Origin of the sequence: Paenibacillus sp. yr247, from assembly GCF_900103825.1 — a bacterium.
Classification (GTDB): Bacteria; Bacillota; Bacilli; order Paenibacillales; family NBRC-103111; genus Paenibacillus_E.
The window spans coordinates 1-14978 of record NZ_FNIF01000003.1 but is presented as its reverse complement, the minus strand read 5'-3'; the positions used below and the strand labels follow the sequence as shown (position 1 = coordinate 14978).

Here is a 14978-nt window from a genome sequence, read left to right as displayed (position 1 = left end):
AAGATGTAGCCCAACGTCGTGATTGCAACGAAAGTAACCTTCTTAAAGGTGGGCATGTTCCTCATGCAGGTGGTTAAGTACGAGATATTCCTTGTTTAATCGAGATTCCGCTGAACCTTTGGGTTGCTGTGTTTGCCATAAGAGCGTGGCATGCATTGATATGTAATTTTGGAATTGACAATCCAAAAAGAATGCATTAGTATTGATTTCAGATCAATAAAATGGATTGAAAACACCAAAATATTGAAAGGAGTAACTACGAATGGCTTCTAATCAATCGGGTTAAACAGCACTTATTATAGGAGGAACGAGCGGCATTGGCCGAGCGACAGCAAGTAAACTCGTCAAGGACTGAGGGGTTCCAGCTTTGAAAAGATGGACGTCAGCTTTAATATCGACACCTTTAGTCAAAAATTTTTACCTAAATAGTTTACATACGATTAAATTTTGAAAAATAGTAAATAGGAGTTGTTTACCATGTACAAATCGATTGTTATCGGTACCGGTCCAGCCGGATTAACAGCAGCTATTTACTTGGCGAGGGCGAATTTGGAGCCTCTCGTTATCGAAGGAACTGAGCCCGGCGGGCAATTGACGACGACGACGGAAGTTGAGAACTTCCCCGGCTTTCCGGATGGGATCCTGGGAACGGAACTGATGGAAAATATGAGAAAGCAAGCAGAGCGATTCGGCGCCAGGTTTAAAACAGGCCGGGTAAGCCGGGTCGATCTGCAAAACCGCCCGTTCAGCTTGTACTTGGAAGGTGGTGAAACGCTAAAAGCCGAGACCGTCATCATCTCTACGGGAGCATCTGCAAACTATCTGCAAATTCCAAATGAGTACGAAAATATTGGAAGAGGCGTGAGCACTTGCGCCACGTGTGACGGTTTCTTCTTCCGTGGCAAAAAAATAATCGTGGTCGGCGGCGGAGACTCGGCCATGGAGGAAGCGCACTTCTTGACAAAATACGCCTCGGAAGTCCGCATCGTCCACAGGAGAAACCAACTGAAGGCGTCTCAAATCATGCAGGATCGTGCCCGGCAAAACAGCAAAATCAAGTGGGGTCTGGATCGGACTCCGCTGGAAGTTATCTCCGATGGAAAAGGCGTAACCGGATTGAAAGTGCAAAACAATGAAACAGGCGCTGCGGAGATCATCGAAACCGACGGTATATTCGTAGCGATCGGCCATCATCCGAATACCGAATTTCTTGACGGACAACTGCAGACCGATCAGCAAGGCTACTTAATTGTAAGGCCGGGAACGGTTGAAACGAGTATTCCAGGCGTATTCGCTTGTGGCGACGTGCAGGACCCCCGCTACCGGCAGGCAATCACTTCGGCCGGCAGCGGAGCGATTGCGGCACTGGATTGCGAACGATTTTTGGAAGAACATCCGATCGGCTAACCAAAAAACAGGAGAGGATCGCGTATGAGGCTTATATTTACAATGTAACTATTTTGTCGAGATAGCTAGCTTTTTATTGAACTGGATGTCTCCAATGGAACTGATTTTGTGAGCTAAGACAGTGTAATTACAACCCATTTTATAAGGAGCGAATAAAAATGGAAAGAATACTTACGGAAGATCGTTTTCAAGATTTGGTCAATAGAGATCAATACACAGTAGTGAAATTTGACACAACCTGGTGTCCCGACTGCAAAAACATGGACCGATTTATTGATGAGATCATAACGGAGAATAAGGATAAGGATTTCTATGCAATCGATGCGGAACAATTTCAAACGATTGTGGAAGCAAACGAGGTTCGTGGGATTCCAAGTTTACTTGTTTATAAGAACGGAGTGAAATTGGGACATTTGCACAGTAAGTTTGCAAAGACCCCTGCTCAAGTGCAGGATTATCTGGAATCTATATCATAAGTTTTTCAGTCTGAAAGTCTAGGAAGTTTGTCTTTAGGCTTCTGTTATTAGACGATGGGCAGGAGAGAGTACACGGATGTAACCTTAATACTAACGATCACTCTCTGCTTTCCAGAAAATTCGTTCGGTTTTTTCGAAAATAGGATATCCCATTAGAGTGTTATTATAATTGTTTCAAGAACCAAAAAACAGGAGGGAATCGAAATGGCTATTGTACATGTGACGGATCAAACATTCGAGACGGAAGTGGAGAAACAGAAAGGAACCGTATTGGTTGATTTTTGGGCGCCTTGGTGCGGTCCTTGCAAAATGCTGTCTCCAGTATTGGATGAATTCGAGTCTGAGTTTGGAGAACAATTAAAAGTTGCAAAAATCAATGTCGACGACAATCTGCAAACCGCCAATAACTTTGCCGTGATGGGAGTTCCAACCCTCATTTTGTTTCAGGATGGAGTTGCAGTCGATCAAGTTTCCGGCTATCGTTCGAAGACCAATTAAGGGATTGGATCGACAGCCAAACAAAGTGATCGAAGTGGTCAGGAACTGATCGGCCAAGTGATAGCGCTATTTGCCGACCAGATTTGAAAATGAGCCTAACGAAGATTTACTTATAGAGAAAAGTTCTCTTTTATTCAAGCCTGTGGCTGGAATTCTCCAGCCCAGGCAATTTATATTTGAAGATAAAAATTAGGAGTTACTTATTGCTACGCGATAATTCTCGTGATCCTGATGCTTTTCTTTATTCCGAAAGTAATGCCTTCACGAACTGTATCAAATGTTAATCGTGGGAAGGCGGCAAGATTGCCCTAAAAAGGGTATGCTATTCGGTTGGTGACAACAGAAGTTTTCTACTAACTTTTTCTGACGTCTGTTTTGCAGCAATTTGGCTCGCAGCGTCATCGCGGCGCATGTCATCCGCAGCAATCGTCCGCACACAAGATATATTTAGAAACATAATCAGATTCTGATAAAAGCCCTACAGTACATGGTTCGTATTGTTTATGGAAAACTGAATGCAGCAGCGTTTAAAAATACATACCCCGAAGATTTGGCAATTGTTATGTGATTTGTCGTAAACCAGACAGGGCATAAATATGTTAGCGTGAATTTTCACGAAATCTCAATTCCAAATCAAGAAGGGGCGAAAACGATGAATACTGCAAGTCATCGGCATAAAACTGGTGAAAGAGTGACTGAATCGGGGCATTATATTGATGTTGATGGAGGACACGTTGTATTACAAGCTGGCGAAACTTTCCCAAATTGCTCTAAGACCGGGAAAGCAACAACTTGGAAACACGAATCCGTTTGACTAAATACGAGACAGAGAACCGCTTGACAATAGTCAAAGCGGTTCTTAGTTATAGTTTCGGTGATGAAATATCGAATTCTCAATTTGGATCGTAGTGTATTGAATCCCGAATGGATAGCTAGGAAGATGAAAATATGATGAATATGAATAAAAAAGACCCCTGCTCTCGAGAGTGATTACCTTGCTTACTTGCGTCCGCGAGGTGTGGCAACTATAATGTTCAGGCCGCCTTGTGCGACCTCGGATTGTCGAGAACCCAACATCATTGGGATTTCAAAAAAGGAGGACTCTGATATCTCAAGCAGAACATTTCGAAACCCTGGTCCTTGGCAGCGGCCAAGGCGGAAAGTTGCTGGCTTGGCACCTGGCGCGATCCGGGCAAAGGGTTGCCGTCGTGGAGTGCCGGTGGGTCGGGGCTCATGTCCAGCCGTCGCCTGCGTGCCCAGCAAGAATGAGATTTGGAGCGCCGCTCAGTTCGGCACGGTGATGACCGGTTCCGTCACGACCGACATGGCGAAGGTTCGACAATGCAAGCAAGACATGATTGCCGCGAGATTGCTTTTCATTTGGATGCCTACAAGACTAGCGGTGCCGAGTTGATCATGGGGAGCGGGCGTTTCGCGGGACCCAAAACGATCGAAGTGCTCAACAAAAAGTGGCAGAAAGACAAATGAGTCCCTGGGCCTCGATTTTTTTATCCAATATTCCACAGATGATGTTGAAGAGGTTAGATAGTCCCAGCCTACTTCACGGTAAGCTATTTTGTCCTTGAGCATTCGGTAGATAATTCAAAGTATGAGATGGGCTGTCGCTATTGTTGCCTTTTTCTGTCCTCGTCGTTTCTGTATTCGATAAAAGAAAGACGCAAGTCTCGTGCCCTTAGATTTATTTGCCGCCAAAGCAACTTGGCAAAGCACTGCCTTTAGACTATTATTCCCCTTAGCTATCTTTGAACTTTTCTTCTTTCCTGCACTCTCATTATTCCCTGGGCTTAACCCGGCCCAAGCTACTATTTGCGGATCGCCTCCAAAGCAAGACATATCATTCCCGATCTCTGCTAAGATGACCGCAGCAGCATCTTTCAGGATTCCAGGAATCGTGTTTAAGAGTTCAACTGATCTTTCGGGTAATTTTTGGTGCGGTTATTATCACATTTCTTTGCTCCGCTTTCGATAATGCTTTCGCTTAATATTATTCATCTGTATTAATTTTAAAACCTAGAACCATGCCCCATACAGTAAGTAGACTACGACGGATACGGTTGTTAACAAAACTACACCGACGAGGCTTCGGAGGTACCGTTCGGCTACTTTGCTCCGCTAACGGACTGTAACTGCATGGCACTGCTGTGGCGGCAACGTAACGGCACAAAGTCAAGTCCACAACGACTATCCGGGTAAAGGCGCTTTGATTACGGAATGCTCAGGAGGGACTTGGGCAAGACGGTGACAAGTGATTCAGGATTTATAAACACTGCCGTTAAACTGATCAAACTTAAGTTATCGGAGGAAAGCTCAATAAAAAGCAAAAATCCGGCAAGTGTGGCCGGGTTTAGTAATGCAAATATGTGTTTATCGTCCAATTTCCGAGGACGAATTTACAATACATTTATATCTTCACAGTTTTCTTTTTGACGACCGAAATAATCCATAATATAAGGGGGAGCGCGATACCACAAACAGGGAATATCACAGATGTCCAAAATTTATCGTATGATGTAAATGCTGTCTCATTGGGGATTAACATAGCTATAATAAAAATCGCCGATGCGCTGAACCAAATCATTTTCCGCCAATCTTTCACATTGAACCAATTTGCCATTTCGTAGCTAACGACAAACAAATATAATGACAATTGGGCAGTCACTCCGAAAATCCAAATAAACATGAAAAATACATCGACGCTTTGAATGAAATTTAATATATCAATGGTCCTAACATACATAAAGTAAGAAAACCTTAAATGGGCTGATAAATTCGGTCCAAAAACCATAAGCACCATAAGAGTTGCAATAAAAACCATGAAAACGGTAAGGCCTACTCCTAATAAGGATTTTGACAGCGCTTTTCGGGGGTTCTGCATAAAAGCGATAATAACCAATAAGGTGAAAGGACCTGGAAACCAAAAAGCGGGACCAAGCGACCCTTTTAAAATGTTTACCCAACCTGTATCGCTAAATACTGGTAATAATTGATGCCAATCTGCATTGCCTACATTTAAAATGAAGCTGACAATCAATACAAAGATAATAACGGGTCCTATTATTTCACAGCATCGACCTATTCCTGTAATACCTGAGGAATAAGTCAAAGAGATCATTAAACTTAGTAACAGTAATATCATTATCCACAGAGGTGTTCTGTCAATAAGTACAGGTTGCAAAAAGCCTGGAAATTCGCGTAGTAAACCAGCACAAAATAGATACCAGGCAACGAGATACGGAAGGACAATCATTCTCCCTAGCCATTTGCCCAGCAGAGACTGGCTAAATTGGGTTAATGTTTGATTGGGGTGGAGAATGCTGAGATGCACGACAAGGAAGGTTAAGGCTGCGCCTATGACGCCCCCAACCAATATCGAAAGCCATGTATCTTGTTGAGATATTACGATCGCCGGCGAAATTCTTATCCCGATTATCGCACAGACCTCTGTTACAATAATCCAAACCAATTGTGATCCGGACAGCTTCATAAATCCTCTACTCCTCCTCAATGGTATACAGCCCGTAAAAGAGTCAAGGCTTTGTCTGAATTGACGCGCTGGTTTCACCCGGATCCTTGCAATGAAGTTTTACTTTGACCGAAACATTCAGCTCAGGGAAAGTTACGTCCCAATCTTGTTTCAAGGTTTTCCAATGGTCTGGATATTGCTGATGCACATGTACACCAAACCCGAAGATGTCTGTCTTGTACTGCTTCTGAACTTTTTTGATCAGCTGCTGTATCGATCTCCGTGTCGTTTCACTGAGTTCATCTTCTATGATTTGGAGATCATTTCGTATGGTTGGATCCAAGTTCGTAGTATTTTCGACAATAGTTCCTTCTCCAGTGAGAAGTACGTCAATTTTTATTTGGTTATCGATCATCTTCACTAGAATCCGTCGACCTAATGACAGCAGCGTTAAACTAATACTGCCATTTCCTCGTTTGACGAAAGAAGTGATAGCTAAATTTGTTTGTCTATTTGCAATCCAATTGGCATAGAAAGAGTCTTCACTATTCAAGAAACCCACTAATTTCAGGCCATCGTCTTTATTGAAAACGGCAGTACCCGAATAAACAACTTGTTTTGTGTCCGTTAAGCTAACCACTGGCAACATGGGCTGTAAACCTTGACTTAATGTATCTGACAAAAAATCCCGGAAATAATGACGCTTTAAACCTAAAGCTGTTTGTTGCCGTACCAATTCCGTAGATGTAAACGGCTCGATGAACGGCTCAACAGATAGGAGATCTTTCGCTTGGCCATCTTTCACAACAAATATCCTTGAACGCAACTCCGATTGAGGATGTCGAACAAACCAATCGAGCAAGCTGCCTATTCCGTGCTCGGCCATTCGTTGTCCGATGAGAATGATCTGACGATGCCCGACAAAAAAATTTCGCGATAACTGTTTCTGCAAATTTGAAACAATATCGTTAACGTTTTTTCCAGTCGCACTTATTATACGGAAACTTTTATTCCCGGTTCCGCCGCCTGCTTCCTGTCCGCCGCCAAGACGAGAGGGTATCGCGATTTGAGCACTAATATCTAACTGATCGTCTTTTGTTAAATCCAGCCCTCCCCCCAAAGCAAATGCGAGTTGATCCGGTTCCTTTAGGTTCCAGCATCCGGTTGTGGTCGATACCATTAGGAGAACAACGAAACAAAGCTTAGCCGCCCTCTTCATGGTTAATCCGCCTCATTTTGTGGTTCATTATAAACGGAACGCTTTCGAGGCCATCGCATCAATACGTCCGTAAGCCTTCGAGCGATTTGCGGAGCCACTGGAGTTAAATATGGAGTCCCAAACGAACTAAGTTGAATGAGGTGAATTAAAATCGCGAAGATCCCGATCGCTAAACCAAATAGCCCGAATACTCCGGATAGGATCAACAATGGGAATCGTAACATCCGTAGAGCATAAGCGAACCGATATCGCGGAATGATGAACGACGAAATTCCGGCAGCCGATACGACAATGACAATAGGTGCGGAAATAATTCCGGCACGGACAGCCGCCTCCCCAATGACTAATGCCCCGACGATGCTTACGAGAGGACCGATCTGTTTTGGCAAACGGATTCCCGCTTCCCGTAAACCTTCGAACATGAGCTCCATCATAAAGACTTCAATCACAGTTGGAAAGGGTGCCTTTTCCCGCAGCGTTGCAATCGTCAACATCAGTTTTTGAGGAACCATCTCCGGATGGAAATTAGTCAACGCAATATAAACGCTAGGGAATACCACCGAGAATAAAGCAAATATATGGCGAATCCATCGAATCTGGGTTACGAATAAAAAGCGTTCATAATAATCGTCAGGCGCCTGAAATCCTTCCCAGAACGTCATTGGAACTACAAGGACGCAGGCGCCTCCATTGGTTAATACGGCTACTTTTCCATGAAGCAATCCAGCGGCAACAATGTCTGGGCGCTCAGTAACTATCATTTGCGGAAAGGGAGAAAGATGAGTTTCTTCAATGGATTCTTCAATATACCCCGATTCGAGAATTCCATCGATTTGTATTCGATGTATCCTTTTACGGACTTCATTCAGAACCGGGATGGAAACAATTCCTTCAATATAGGCGATGACAACATCGGTCTTCGTCAGTCTTCCGATCTTTAATGATTCAAATTTCATCTTCGGTGTTGCCAATATCCTGCGCAGCATCGTGGTATTCATCCGCAGGCTCTCCGTAAAACCTTCTTTGGATCCCCGAATGGTTGCCTCATTAAAAGGCTCTTCTATGGCTCGAGTTTCAAATTTTGTGACATCAGCTAGAAGGGCGGTATTTTCCCCATCGGCCAGTATAGCAACATTTCCCTTTAAAATCTGATCGACAATTTCTTCAAAGTTGGAGAGTTTATTAGTCGATAAAACGGAAACGAGCTCTTGTTTGCACATTTGTGCGAGACTGTCGATCATCCCAAGACCTTGAGGCAGACCATCATATATCAAAGGTTTTAGAATGTTTGAAGTAATGATATCAGTATTGACCATACCATCTAAGTAGATTAATAATGCCTTGGTTTGACCGTGAATCGTAATATCACGAAATATAATATCGGGACAATTCTGAAATATATCTTTTAATGCTTTTTCATTCTCAATAATGTTGTTACTTATATTTTGGCTCGGATTTTCGTTGGTAAGATTGGTATTTGTTTTAATCTTGTTCTTCATGAATCCAAACCAGTCCATTAGTGGAATCCACCTTCGTGTTAAAGTTATTTAGATAATGTACCCATTTTTATGAAAACTATCCTTTCTGTTCAGCGTATTCAGCCCATTCGGAATTAGTTGTTCTTTTCAAGAAAAACCCACCTTTTTCGCGAGTTGTAAAGGTGGGTATTCTTGACAGATAAGAATTTATATGGTTAGGGGTAAGCGAAGCTTACCCCTTATTTAAATTTTTTGGTAAAATAGCGATATGAACTCGAATCTCTTAAAACAAATCTTTTTCGATCAACATCAGCATTGGGATGCGTTTGTAGAAAAACATAAAAAGCATATTCGGCCAAATGTCATCAAAGAGGTACAAAAATTTCGTGGTTGTTGCGATCCTATAACGGTTTCAACATTCTAGTTTGTGAAGGATGCCATGACATACGGAGAGTGCCCTATCGATGTAAAGGTCGTTTCTGCACAACATGCTCCTGTGGCGAAACCGAAGAATGGAGCCGCTTGTTGATGGAAGATGTATTTCAAGTCAATCATCGACACGTGGTATTCACCATTGATGAAGGTCTATGGGGTATGTTTTTGCTGCATCGAAAAATGCTAAAAGAATTCATGGATGAGGCCGTACGAATCATTGAAGAGCATTTCGAGATGAAACATAAGATTACCCCTGGCATTATTGCAGGGTTGCATACCTTTGACTCACGTCTGAATTTTAATTCGCATGTTCATATGTTGGTGACGATGGGTGGAATGAGATCAAACGGAGAATGGAAAACGTATGATTACGTGCCGTTTGAAGTGCTAGAAAACAGTGGCAAACCGTGGTGTTAAAGCTAATTCAAAAACGATTGAACGCAGAAGAGAAGAAACAGGTACAGTCCAGACTATAGAAAGCATATTCCTCCAATGGAGAAGGTTTTTATGTGCATGCTCCGAAGCAAAAAGGGAATGTAAAGAAAAAGCTAGGATACATAGGACGTTATATAAAGAGACCAGCTATTGCGTTAAAACGAATCCAGTCCTATGACGGAGAATACGTAGCGTTCAGCTACCACGATAAAACAAGTGGGGAAGAGAAGACGGAAAAAGTAACGGTCGAAGAATTTATTGCAAGGGTCATACACCATATTCCGGATGAAAACTTTAAAACAATTCGGTACTATGGGATCTATTCGCGAAGACTGAAAAAGGTAAGTAAAACGCTATTGACAAGTTGGCAAAAAGAAGTAAAGAAGTGGATCGTACGCGCTGAAAGACGTCTAAACCGCAGGAATTGGAGAGAACGAATTCAAAGAGCAACCGGAAAAGACCCACTGGTCTGTCCAAAGTGCGAATGTTACCTTGAATACAAGGGGGAAGTCTGTTTAGAAGAAGGTAAACTAACGATTAAATAAGCAGCATGCGAGAAGACACGAGGCTGCTTGGAAAGGATGATTCGAGATCTCACAGGGAAGCAAGAAAACGAAAAACAAAAAGAAGAAACCACAGTTGTCCAAACAGACAGTGAATTATATTGACCTTTTCGGAAAGCGAAAACATACCGCTTAATGTTGTAAGAGATTTTGACCGGAATGGATCAAGGAGATAGAGCTGTACCTTCACAATTCACATGTGAAAGCTGTGGTGGAGCCATGTATCCAGAGTATTACAAAGGAATACATGGATACGAATACCGGGTCTCAGATTGGTTAGAGAATAAAGAAGTGGAAGGCAGCTCAATGTAGAACAGAAGAGGGATGGGTGTGAGGGTGGAAAGGCGCCTTGCGGTGGGCCGCCTTTGAAGTCGTGTTTATTACCGCACAACAGCGGTTGGAACCCCACATCTATCTCTCCCCATGCACAAAAGTATGGGTTTACACGCAAAAGGACCGTCAGGATGTTTTTCCCTGACGGTTTTTCTTATTTTCCGGTGGCTGAATCTCCCAATCCAATTTCTTTGAGAACCGCATAAATTCATCCGTTCGATGAAGGAATTCGACAATCAGATTCCATAATGGGTAGTTCCCCCATCAACAAATAGATTCTGCCCAGTTACGTAGCTCGAACCTTCAGAGCAAAAGAACAGAACCGGTGCGATCATTTCCTCTAACCGGCCAACTCTTCCGATCGGCGTCCGCTGCTCAATCAAATTTTTAAAATCCGGATTGTCAAGATTCTTTGCATTAAGGGAAGTTCGGAAAAACCATGGACTAATTGCGTTTACGGTAATACCGAATTTAGCCCATTCGTTGGCAAGTTGTTTGGTCAGCTGTACGACTGCTGCTTTGCTTGGCCCATATGCTGATGTGAAAGATAATGTCAATTCAGAAGCTACGGAAGCGATATTGACGATACGTCCGCTTTGACGTTCGACCATATGTTTACCGACCGCCTTTGACATGAGGAAAACGGACTTGAAGTTGGTATCGACGACGAAATCCCAATCTTCCTCGCTTAAGTCGAACGCTGTTTGACGAACTGTCGTACCGGCATTATTAACGAGTATATCGATTTGTCCGAAACTCTCCAAAACTTGGCGAACGGTTGAATCAATGGAGCTTTTATCGTTAATATCGCAAGAAATGCCGAGCGTGCGTCGCCCGGTTGCTTGATGGATTTGATTGGCAGCCTCAACCACTTCCGTTTCAGTACGAGCTATCAGCACGACATTCGCCCCCGCTTGTGCTAACCCTTCTGCAATAGCACGTCCTATTCCGCGTCCAGCACCGGTGACGATAGCTACTTTTCCGCTTAAATCGAAACTTACTTTTGTCAAAGCAACATGCCTCCCACTTTAATCGATTAGTAAAGGAGAAACTCAACATCTTTGAAAAAGGATGCTGGGTCTCTCGATAATCTTAAGTCCATACAAGGCGGCTTTTCATGCTTCTCTCAAAGCTTCTTCAATTGATCGATGATTTCTTGAGGCTCCATCCGCTTCATGAAGTCCGGATTGACGTGAGCGCGGCGGATGATTCCCTCCTTATCTATAATAAACGTCGCCGGAACCGGTAGAATCCAGCGAGCGGTATTATTGAACTTGGTGAGATCCAGACCGAATTTTTGGGTGAAGACGTCCTGAACGTAATCAGGGACTTCATACAGAACTTTGTAGCTGTCGGAGACAGTGCCGTTCGAGTCACTCAGCACCTGGAAAGTCAGTTCTTCCTTTTCCTGATGGGACAGGGAGTTGTCGGGGCTTTGCGGAGTGACAGCGATCAGCTGGCCGCCGAGCTTTTTCAACTCCGGCAGTGCTTGCTCGTATGCACGAAGCTGGATATTGCAGAAAGGACACCAACTGCCGCGGTAGAAGGTCAGGACAACCGGACCTTTCGCCAGCTCGTCATACAGGTTTACTTGATTTCCAAGCGGATTGGTCAGCGTAAAATTAGGAGCTTTGTCCCCTTCCTTCAAACCGAACAAAATACCTGATTCTTGCTGCTCCTTAATGTTCCGGAAAAGTGCCGCTTGCACCTCTTCGGGCGCGGTGGCAATAAAGCCTTCCTTTGCTTGATCCAATTGTTCTTTAACGGACATTGTACAGTCCTCCTTTAAAATATAAATATTGGAGTAGTTACTCCATTTATCAACAAACCCATCATAACGCTATTTTTTTGGATTGTCAACTCCATTTTTGACATACTACATATATGGGAACTATTATGGATGTCAAAACACAAGAGCAGCGGCTGACGAAAAAGGGGAAAGAAACCAGCGCTCGCATCGTTGCCGCCGAGGCCAAACTGATGTTTGAACGCGGGTTGCCGGTACAAGCGTGGAAGATGTGCAACAAGAGGCTAAGGTCAGCGCCTCCTAGTTATATCATTATTTCAAAGAAAAACGAGAGCTTGTACTGGCGGTCATTTTGTATCAGACCGAACAGGTGCTAGGTGCCCAGGAGCCTCTGCTGAGTCGTCTGGACAGTATGGAAGCGTTGCGTACTTGGCGCGATGCGATCGTACAGCTTCAGATTGAACGGCAGTACAAAGGAGGTTGTCCCATCGGTTCGTTTGCCAGCGAGCTGGCGGATATGGAACCGGCGGCTCGCACAGAACTCGCAGCCGGATTAATGCAGTGGGAACTCGCCATTCGCAAAGGACTCCGCGCAATGAATGAGCGCGGCGAACTGAGAGCCGAAGCCGATCCGGACAATCTCGCTATGGCGCTGCTGACCGCACTTCAGGAAGGCCTTCTTCTTACGCAGTGCCACAAGGAGACGAGTCCTCTTGAAGCGGTAATGGACGCCGTGCTTGCAGATATTCGTTCGTTCAGAAGTGCCGCCAGTCGATGAAACGGATATGCTGAAGCGTATTGAAATCAACAGCAGCTAGTGTTTTATGCATTGTATCATGCTACAGCGCAGCTGCAATTATGCAAACAGAAGGGAGGATACACATAAGAAAGCAAGCAATTATTTTTCAAGCCTGCGGCTGGATACCGGCCCGGGCTTTTTTGTAGAGGTCTTATAAACGGTCCAGGAAAGTAAGCGTCCCCTTTCATATTGGATATTAACTTGTTAATCGTACTATTTCAGGAATCGCCTTTTATTTACGGACAATGAAAAAAACCGTCATCCCGATGATCTGACGACGGCAGCAAGGCTTGTGTAGTTTAGTATTTTTGATAAGATAGATTAATGCACACCACCGGATGCACTGATTCTTTCGCCAGTCAACCAGGCAGCGTCGTCCGACGCGAGGAATACCACGACAGGAGCGATGTCTTCCGGTTTTCCAAAACGTCCGCCAAGCGGGGTAGTGGCAGCCAGGTTTTGTCCGATCTCGCTGCCAACGAATGCCTTATTCCCTTCCGTGTCCGTAAAGCCTGGCGCAACCATGTTAACCCGGATGTTCCGAGGTCCAAGTTCCTTGGCCAGCGCCATCGACATTGTATCGACCGCAGCCTTGGACGAAGCATACAACATGGAATACGGTACCGGATTGATGCTGGCGATAGTGCTGATGTTAATGACGCTGCCGCCCTCTGCAGGGAAATACTTCACAGCTTCCTGCGTTGTCAGAATCGGCCCAAGAACGTTGATATTATAATGCTGGTGGAACTGCTCTTCCGAAACTTCTTCGAACGGGCCGAACTCGAAGATACCCGCGTTGTTAACCAAGATGTTCGGCGTTCCGAGTGCGGTCTTCGTTTCTGCAAACAACCGTTTAACATCCGCTGCCTTGGACATGTCGCCTTGAATCGCGACAGCTTTACCTCCGTTAGCGGTGATCTCCGTTACGACCCGGTCGGCTCCTTCTCTGCTGGATGCGTAGTTAACAGCTACTGCCGCCCCTTCCGCCGCCAATGCCTTTGCTATCCCAGCACCAATACCTTTCGATGCACCAGTTACAACCGCCACTTTGCCAGTCAATTTATTCATGATTCTTTTCTCTCCTTCAGATAGATAATTTGAGTGTACTGCACATTTTGATGATCGATTCTGTTTAGTGCGTCCCGCCGGATGCGTTGATCCGCTCACCTTTCAGCCACAAGGCTTCGTCGGAGCTAAGAACACGACGACAGGCGCGATGTCTTTGTCCGACTGGCCAAAACGGCTTCCAAGCTGTATGTCGGAAACCAACTTTTTGCCGTGCTCGCTTCCAATGAGACCAAGGCTATGCAGCCCTTCTGTATCGGTGTGGCCCGGAGCGACGATGGACGCGAATATTTCGCGGACCAAGCTCTTTCACGAGCGCAAGCGACAACGTGTCAACTACAGCTTTGGTCGATGAATAAAGTACCGAACTCGGTAAACTGGAGCTCCTTCCGCAGCTCAAGCTTACGCGATGCCGGCGCCAATACCTTTCGATGCGCCTGTGAAAACAGCAACAGTTAGTTTACCCATTTAACCAATCCTATCATGCATCTTTCATTTCGATCCCAACGATGTTGGTTTTCTTAATGATCAAAGCTTCCTTAATTGATCGATGATTTCTTGAGGTTCCATCCGCTTCATGAAGTCCGGATTGACGTGAGTGCGGCGGATGATTCCTTCCTTATCGATAATAAACGTCGCCGGAACCGGCAGAATCCAACGAGCGGTATTATTGAACTTGGTGAGATCCAGACCGAATTTTTGGGTGAAGACGTCCTGAACGTAATCAGGGATTTGATACAGAACTTTGTAGCTGTCGGATACAGTGCCGTTCGAGTCACTCAGCACCTGGAAGGTCAGTTCTTCCTTTTCCTGATGGGACAGCGAGTTGTCGGGGCTTTGTGGAGTGACAGCGATCAGCTGGCCACCGAGTTTCTCAATCTCCGGGAGTACCTCGGAGATTTTTTATAGATTCACGCTTTGTTGGCCATCGATCGGGCGACGTCGGCGGCGCTGATGCCTTCGAGGGCAAGGCCATAACCGATGCCTTCATCGATGATGCGGCGCAGCTTCTGGGTAAGGGCGATGCGTGTGTATCGGC

The 14978-nt window shown here is 44.8% G+C and carries 16 protein-coding genes and 2 pseudogenes; 9 read left to right on the top strand and 9 right to left on the bottom strand.

The annotated features are described in order from the left end of the window. Positions 1-477 precede the first annotated feature (477 nt). From trxB to BLT91_RS32280, 5 genes are all read left to right on the top strand, one after another. Positions 478-1407 (top strand): thioredoxin-disulfide reductase, encoded by a 930-nt coding sequence (gene trxB / locus BLT91_RS09080; RefSeq protein WP_090819900.1) that lies wholly within the window; start codon positions 478-480, stop codon positions 1405-1407. Positions 1408-1565: 158 nt separating this feature from the next. Next, entirely contained in the window at positions 1566-1883 is a 318-nt protein-coding gene (locus BLT91_RS09075; RefSeq protein ID WP_090819897.1) for a thioredoxin family protein, read from the top strand. Between the two features lie 204 nt (positions 1884-2087). Continuing rightward, positions 2088-2381: a thioredoxin gene (trxA, locus tag BLT91_RS09070; RefSeq protein WP_090819894.1), complete on the top strand. Its 294-nt coding sequence runs from the start codon at positions 2088-2090 to the stop codon at positions 2379-2381. Between the two features lie 652 nt (positions 2382-3033). Beyond that, positions 3034-3195, top strand: a complete 162-nt coding sequence (locus tag BLT91_RS30625; RefSeq protein WP_175532178.1) for a YjzC family protein — start codon at positions 3034-3036, stop codon at positions 3193-3195. Between the two features lie 527 nt (positions 3196-3722). Beyond that, a complete protein-coding gene (locus BLT91_RS32280) occupies positions 3723-3869 on the top strand; it encodes a hypothetical protein (protein WP_217635195.1) in 147 nt (48 codons plus the stop codon). 114 nt (positions 3870-3983) lie between these two features. On the opposite strand, the pseudogene BLT91_RS32735 reads toward BLT91_RS32280, so the two are convergent. The 4 genes and pseudogenes from BLT91_RS32735 to BLT91_RS09045 all read right to left on the bottom strand — a co-directional run. Beyond that, positions 3984-4295 (bottom strand): annotated as a pseudogene (locus BLT91_RS32735) (transposase); the annotation flags it as partial. 508 nt (positions 4296-4803) lie between these two features. Continuing rightward, entirely contained in the window at positions 4804-5886 is a 1083-nt protein-coding gene (locus tag BLT91_RS09055) for a GerAB/ArcD/ProY family transporter (protein ID WP_090819891.1), read from the bottom strand. A 43-nt stretch (positions 5887-5929) separates the two neighbouring features. After that, on the bottom strand, positions 5930-7084 hold the full coding sequence (locus tag BLT91_RS09050) for a Ger(x)C family spore germination protein (protein ID WP_090819888.1): 1155 nt from the start codon (positions 7082-7084) through the stop codon (positions 5930-5932). Positions 7085-7086: 2 nt separating this feature from the next. Further along, positions 7087-8583 carry a spore germination protein gene (locus BLT91_RS09045; RefSeq protein WP_090820539.1) on the bottom strand — a complete coding sequence of 499 codons (1497 nt, stop codon included), beginning with the start codon at positions 8581-8583 and terminating at the stop codon, positions 7087-7089. Between the two features lie 432 nt (positions 8584-9015). On the opposite strand from BLT91_RS09045, the pseudogene BLT91_RS32730 reads away from it, so the two are divergent. From BLT91_RS32730 to BLT91_RS32720, 3 genes and pseudogenes are all read left to right on the top strand, one after another. Then, positions 9016-9078 (top strand): annotated as a pseudogene (locus BLT91_RS32730) (hypothetical protein); the annotation flags it as partial. Positions 9079-9090: 12 nt separating this feature from the next. Continuing rightward, entirely contained in the window at positions 9091-9414 is a 324-nt protein-coding gene (locus tag BLT91_RS32725) for a transposase (protein ID WP_254776882.1), read from the top strand. A gap of 92 nt (positions 9415-9506) precedes the next feature. Continuing rightward, positions 9507-9977 carry a transposase gene (locus BLT91_RS32720; RefSeq protein WP_254776854.1) on the top strand — a complete coding sequence of 157 codons (471 nt, stop codon included), beginning with the start codon at positions 9507-9509 and terminating at the stop codon, positions 9975-9977. Between the two features lie 587 nt (positions 9978-10564). On the opposite strand, the gene BLT91_RS09030 is transcribed toward BLT91_RS32720, so the two are convergent. Further along, positions 10565-11338 (bottom strand): SDR family NAD(P)-dependent oxidoreductase, encoded by a 774-nt coding sequence (locus BLT91_RS09030; RefSeq protein ID WP_090819885.1) that lies wholly within the window; start codon positions 11336-11338, stop codon positions 10565-10567. A gap of 116 nt (positions 11339-11454) precedes the next feature. Next, entirely contained in the window at positions 11455-12099 is a 645-nt protein-coding gene (locus BLT91_RS09025; RefSeq protein WP_090819882.1) for a peroxiredoxin-like family protein, read from the bottom strand. Between the two features lie 328 nt (positions 12100-12427). On the opposite strand from BLT91_RS09025, the gene BLT91_RS09020 reads away from it, so the two are divergent. Then, positions 12428-12853, top strand: coding sequence for a TetR family transcriptional regulator C-terminal domain-containing protein (locus BLT91_RS09020; RefSeq protein ID WP_217635193.1), 426 nt, complete (start codon positions 12428-12430; stop codon positions 12851-12853). Between the two features lie 342 nt (positions 12854-13195). Here BLT91_RS09020 and BLT91_RS09015 read toward each other — a convergent pair whose 3' ends face one another. The 3 genes from BLT91_RS09015 to BLT91_RS09005 form a co-directional block, all read right to left on the bottom strand. Beyond that, positions 13196-13942, bottom strand: a complete 747-nt coding sequence (locus BLT91_RS09015; protein WP_090819879.1) for an SDR family NAD(P)-dependent oxidoreductase — start codon at positions 13940-13942, stop codon at positions 13196-13198. 102 nt (positions 13943-14044) lie between these two features. Next, on the bottom strand, positions 14045-14242 hold the full coding sequence (locus BLT91_RS09010; protein WP_090819874.1) for a hypothetical protein: 198 nt from the start codon (positions 14240-14242) through the stop codon (positions 14045-14047). A 225-nt stretch (positions 14243-14467) separates the two neighbouring features. Continuing rightward, a complete protein-coding gene (locus BLT91_RS09005) occupies positions 14468-14839 on the bottom strand; it encodes a redoxin domain-containing protein (protein WP_090819872.1) in 372 nt (123 codons plus the stop codon). Positions 14840-14978 lie beyond the last annotated feature (139 nt).

What these genes read in the sequence shown, in the direction of transcription:
- trxB (WP_090819900.1), top strand. Translation starts at nt 478, where the DNA reads ATGTACAAATCGATTGTTATCGGTACCGGTCCAGCCGGATTAACAGCA.
- BLT91_RS09075 (WP_090819897.1), top strand. Translation starts at nt 1,566, where the DNA reads ATGGAAAGAATACTTACGGAAGATCGTTTTCAAGATTTGGTCAATAGA.
- trxA (WP_090819894.1), top strand. Translation starts at nt 2,088, where the DNA reads ATGGCTATTGTACATGTGACGGATCAAACATTCGAGACGGAAGTGGAG.
- BLT91_RS30625 (WP_175532178.1), top strand. Translation starts at nt 3,034, where the DNA reads ATGAATACTGCAAGTCATCGGCATAAAACTGGTGAAAGAGTGACTGAA.
- BLT91_RS32280 (WP_217635195.1), top strand. Translation starts at nt 3,723, where the DNA reads ATGCAAGCAAGACATGATTGCCGCGAGATTGCTTTTCATTTGGATGCC.
- BLT91_RS09055 (WP_090819891.1), bottom strand. Translation starts at nt 5,886, where the DNA reads ATGAAGCTGTCCGGATCACAATTGGTTTGGATTATTGTAACAGAGGTC.
- BLT91_RS09050 (WP_090819888.1), bottom strand. Translation starts at nt 7,084, where the DNA reads ATGAAGAGGGCGGCTAAGCTTTGTTTCGTTGTTCTCCTAATGGTATCG.
- BLT91_RS09045 (WP_090820539.1), bottom strand. Translation starts at nt 8,583, where the DNA reads ATGAAGAACAAGATTAAAACAAATACCAATCTTACCAACGAAAATCCG.
- BLT91_RS32725 (WP_254776882.1), top strand. Translation starts at nt 9,091, where the DNA reads ATGGAAGATGTATTTCAAGTCAATCATCGACACGTGGTATTCACCATT.
- BLT91_RS09025 (WP_090819882.1), bottom strand. Translation starts at nt 12,099, where the DNA reads ATGTCCGTTAAAGAACAATTGGATCAAGCAAAGGAAGGCTTTATTGCC.
- BLT91_RS09015 (WP_090819879.1), bottom strand. Translation starts at nt 13,942, where the DNA reads ATGAATAAATTGACTGGCAAAGTGGCGGTTGTAACTGGTGCATCGAAA.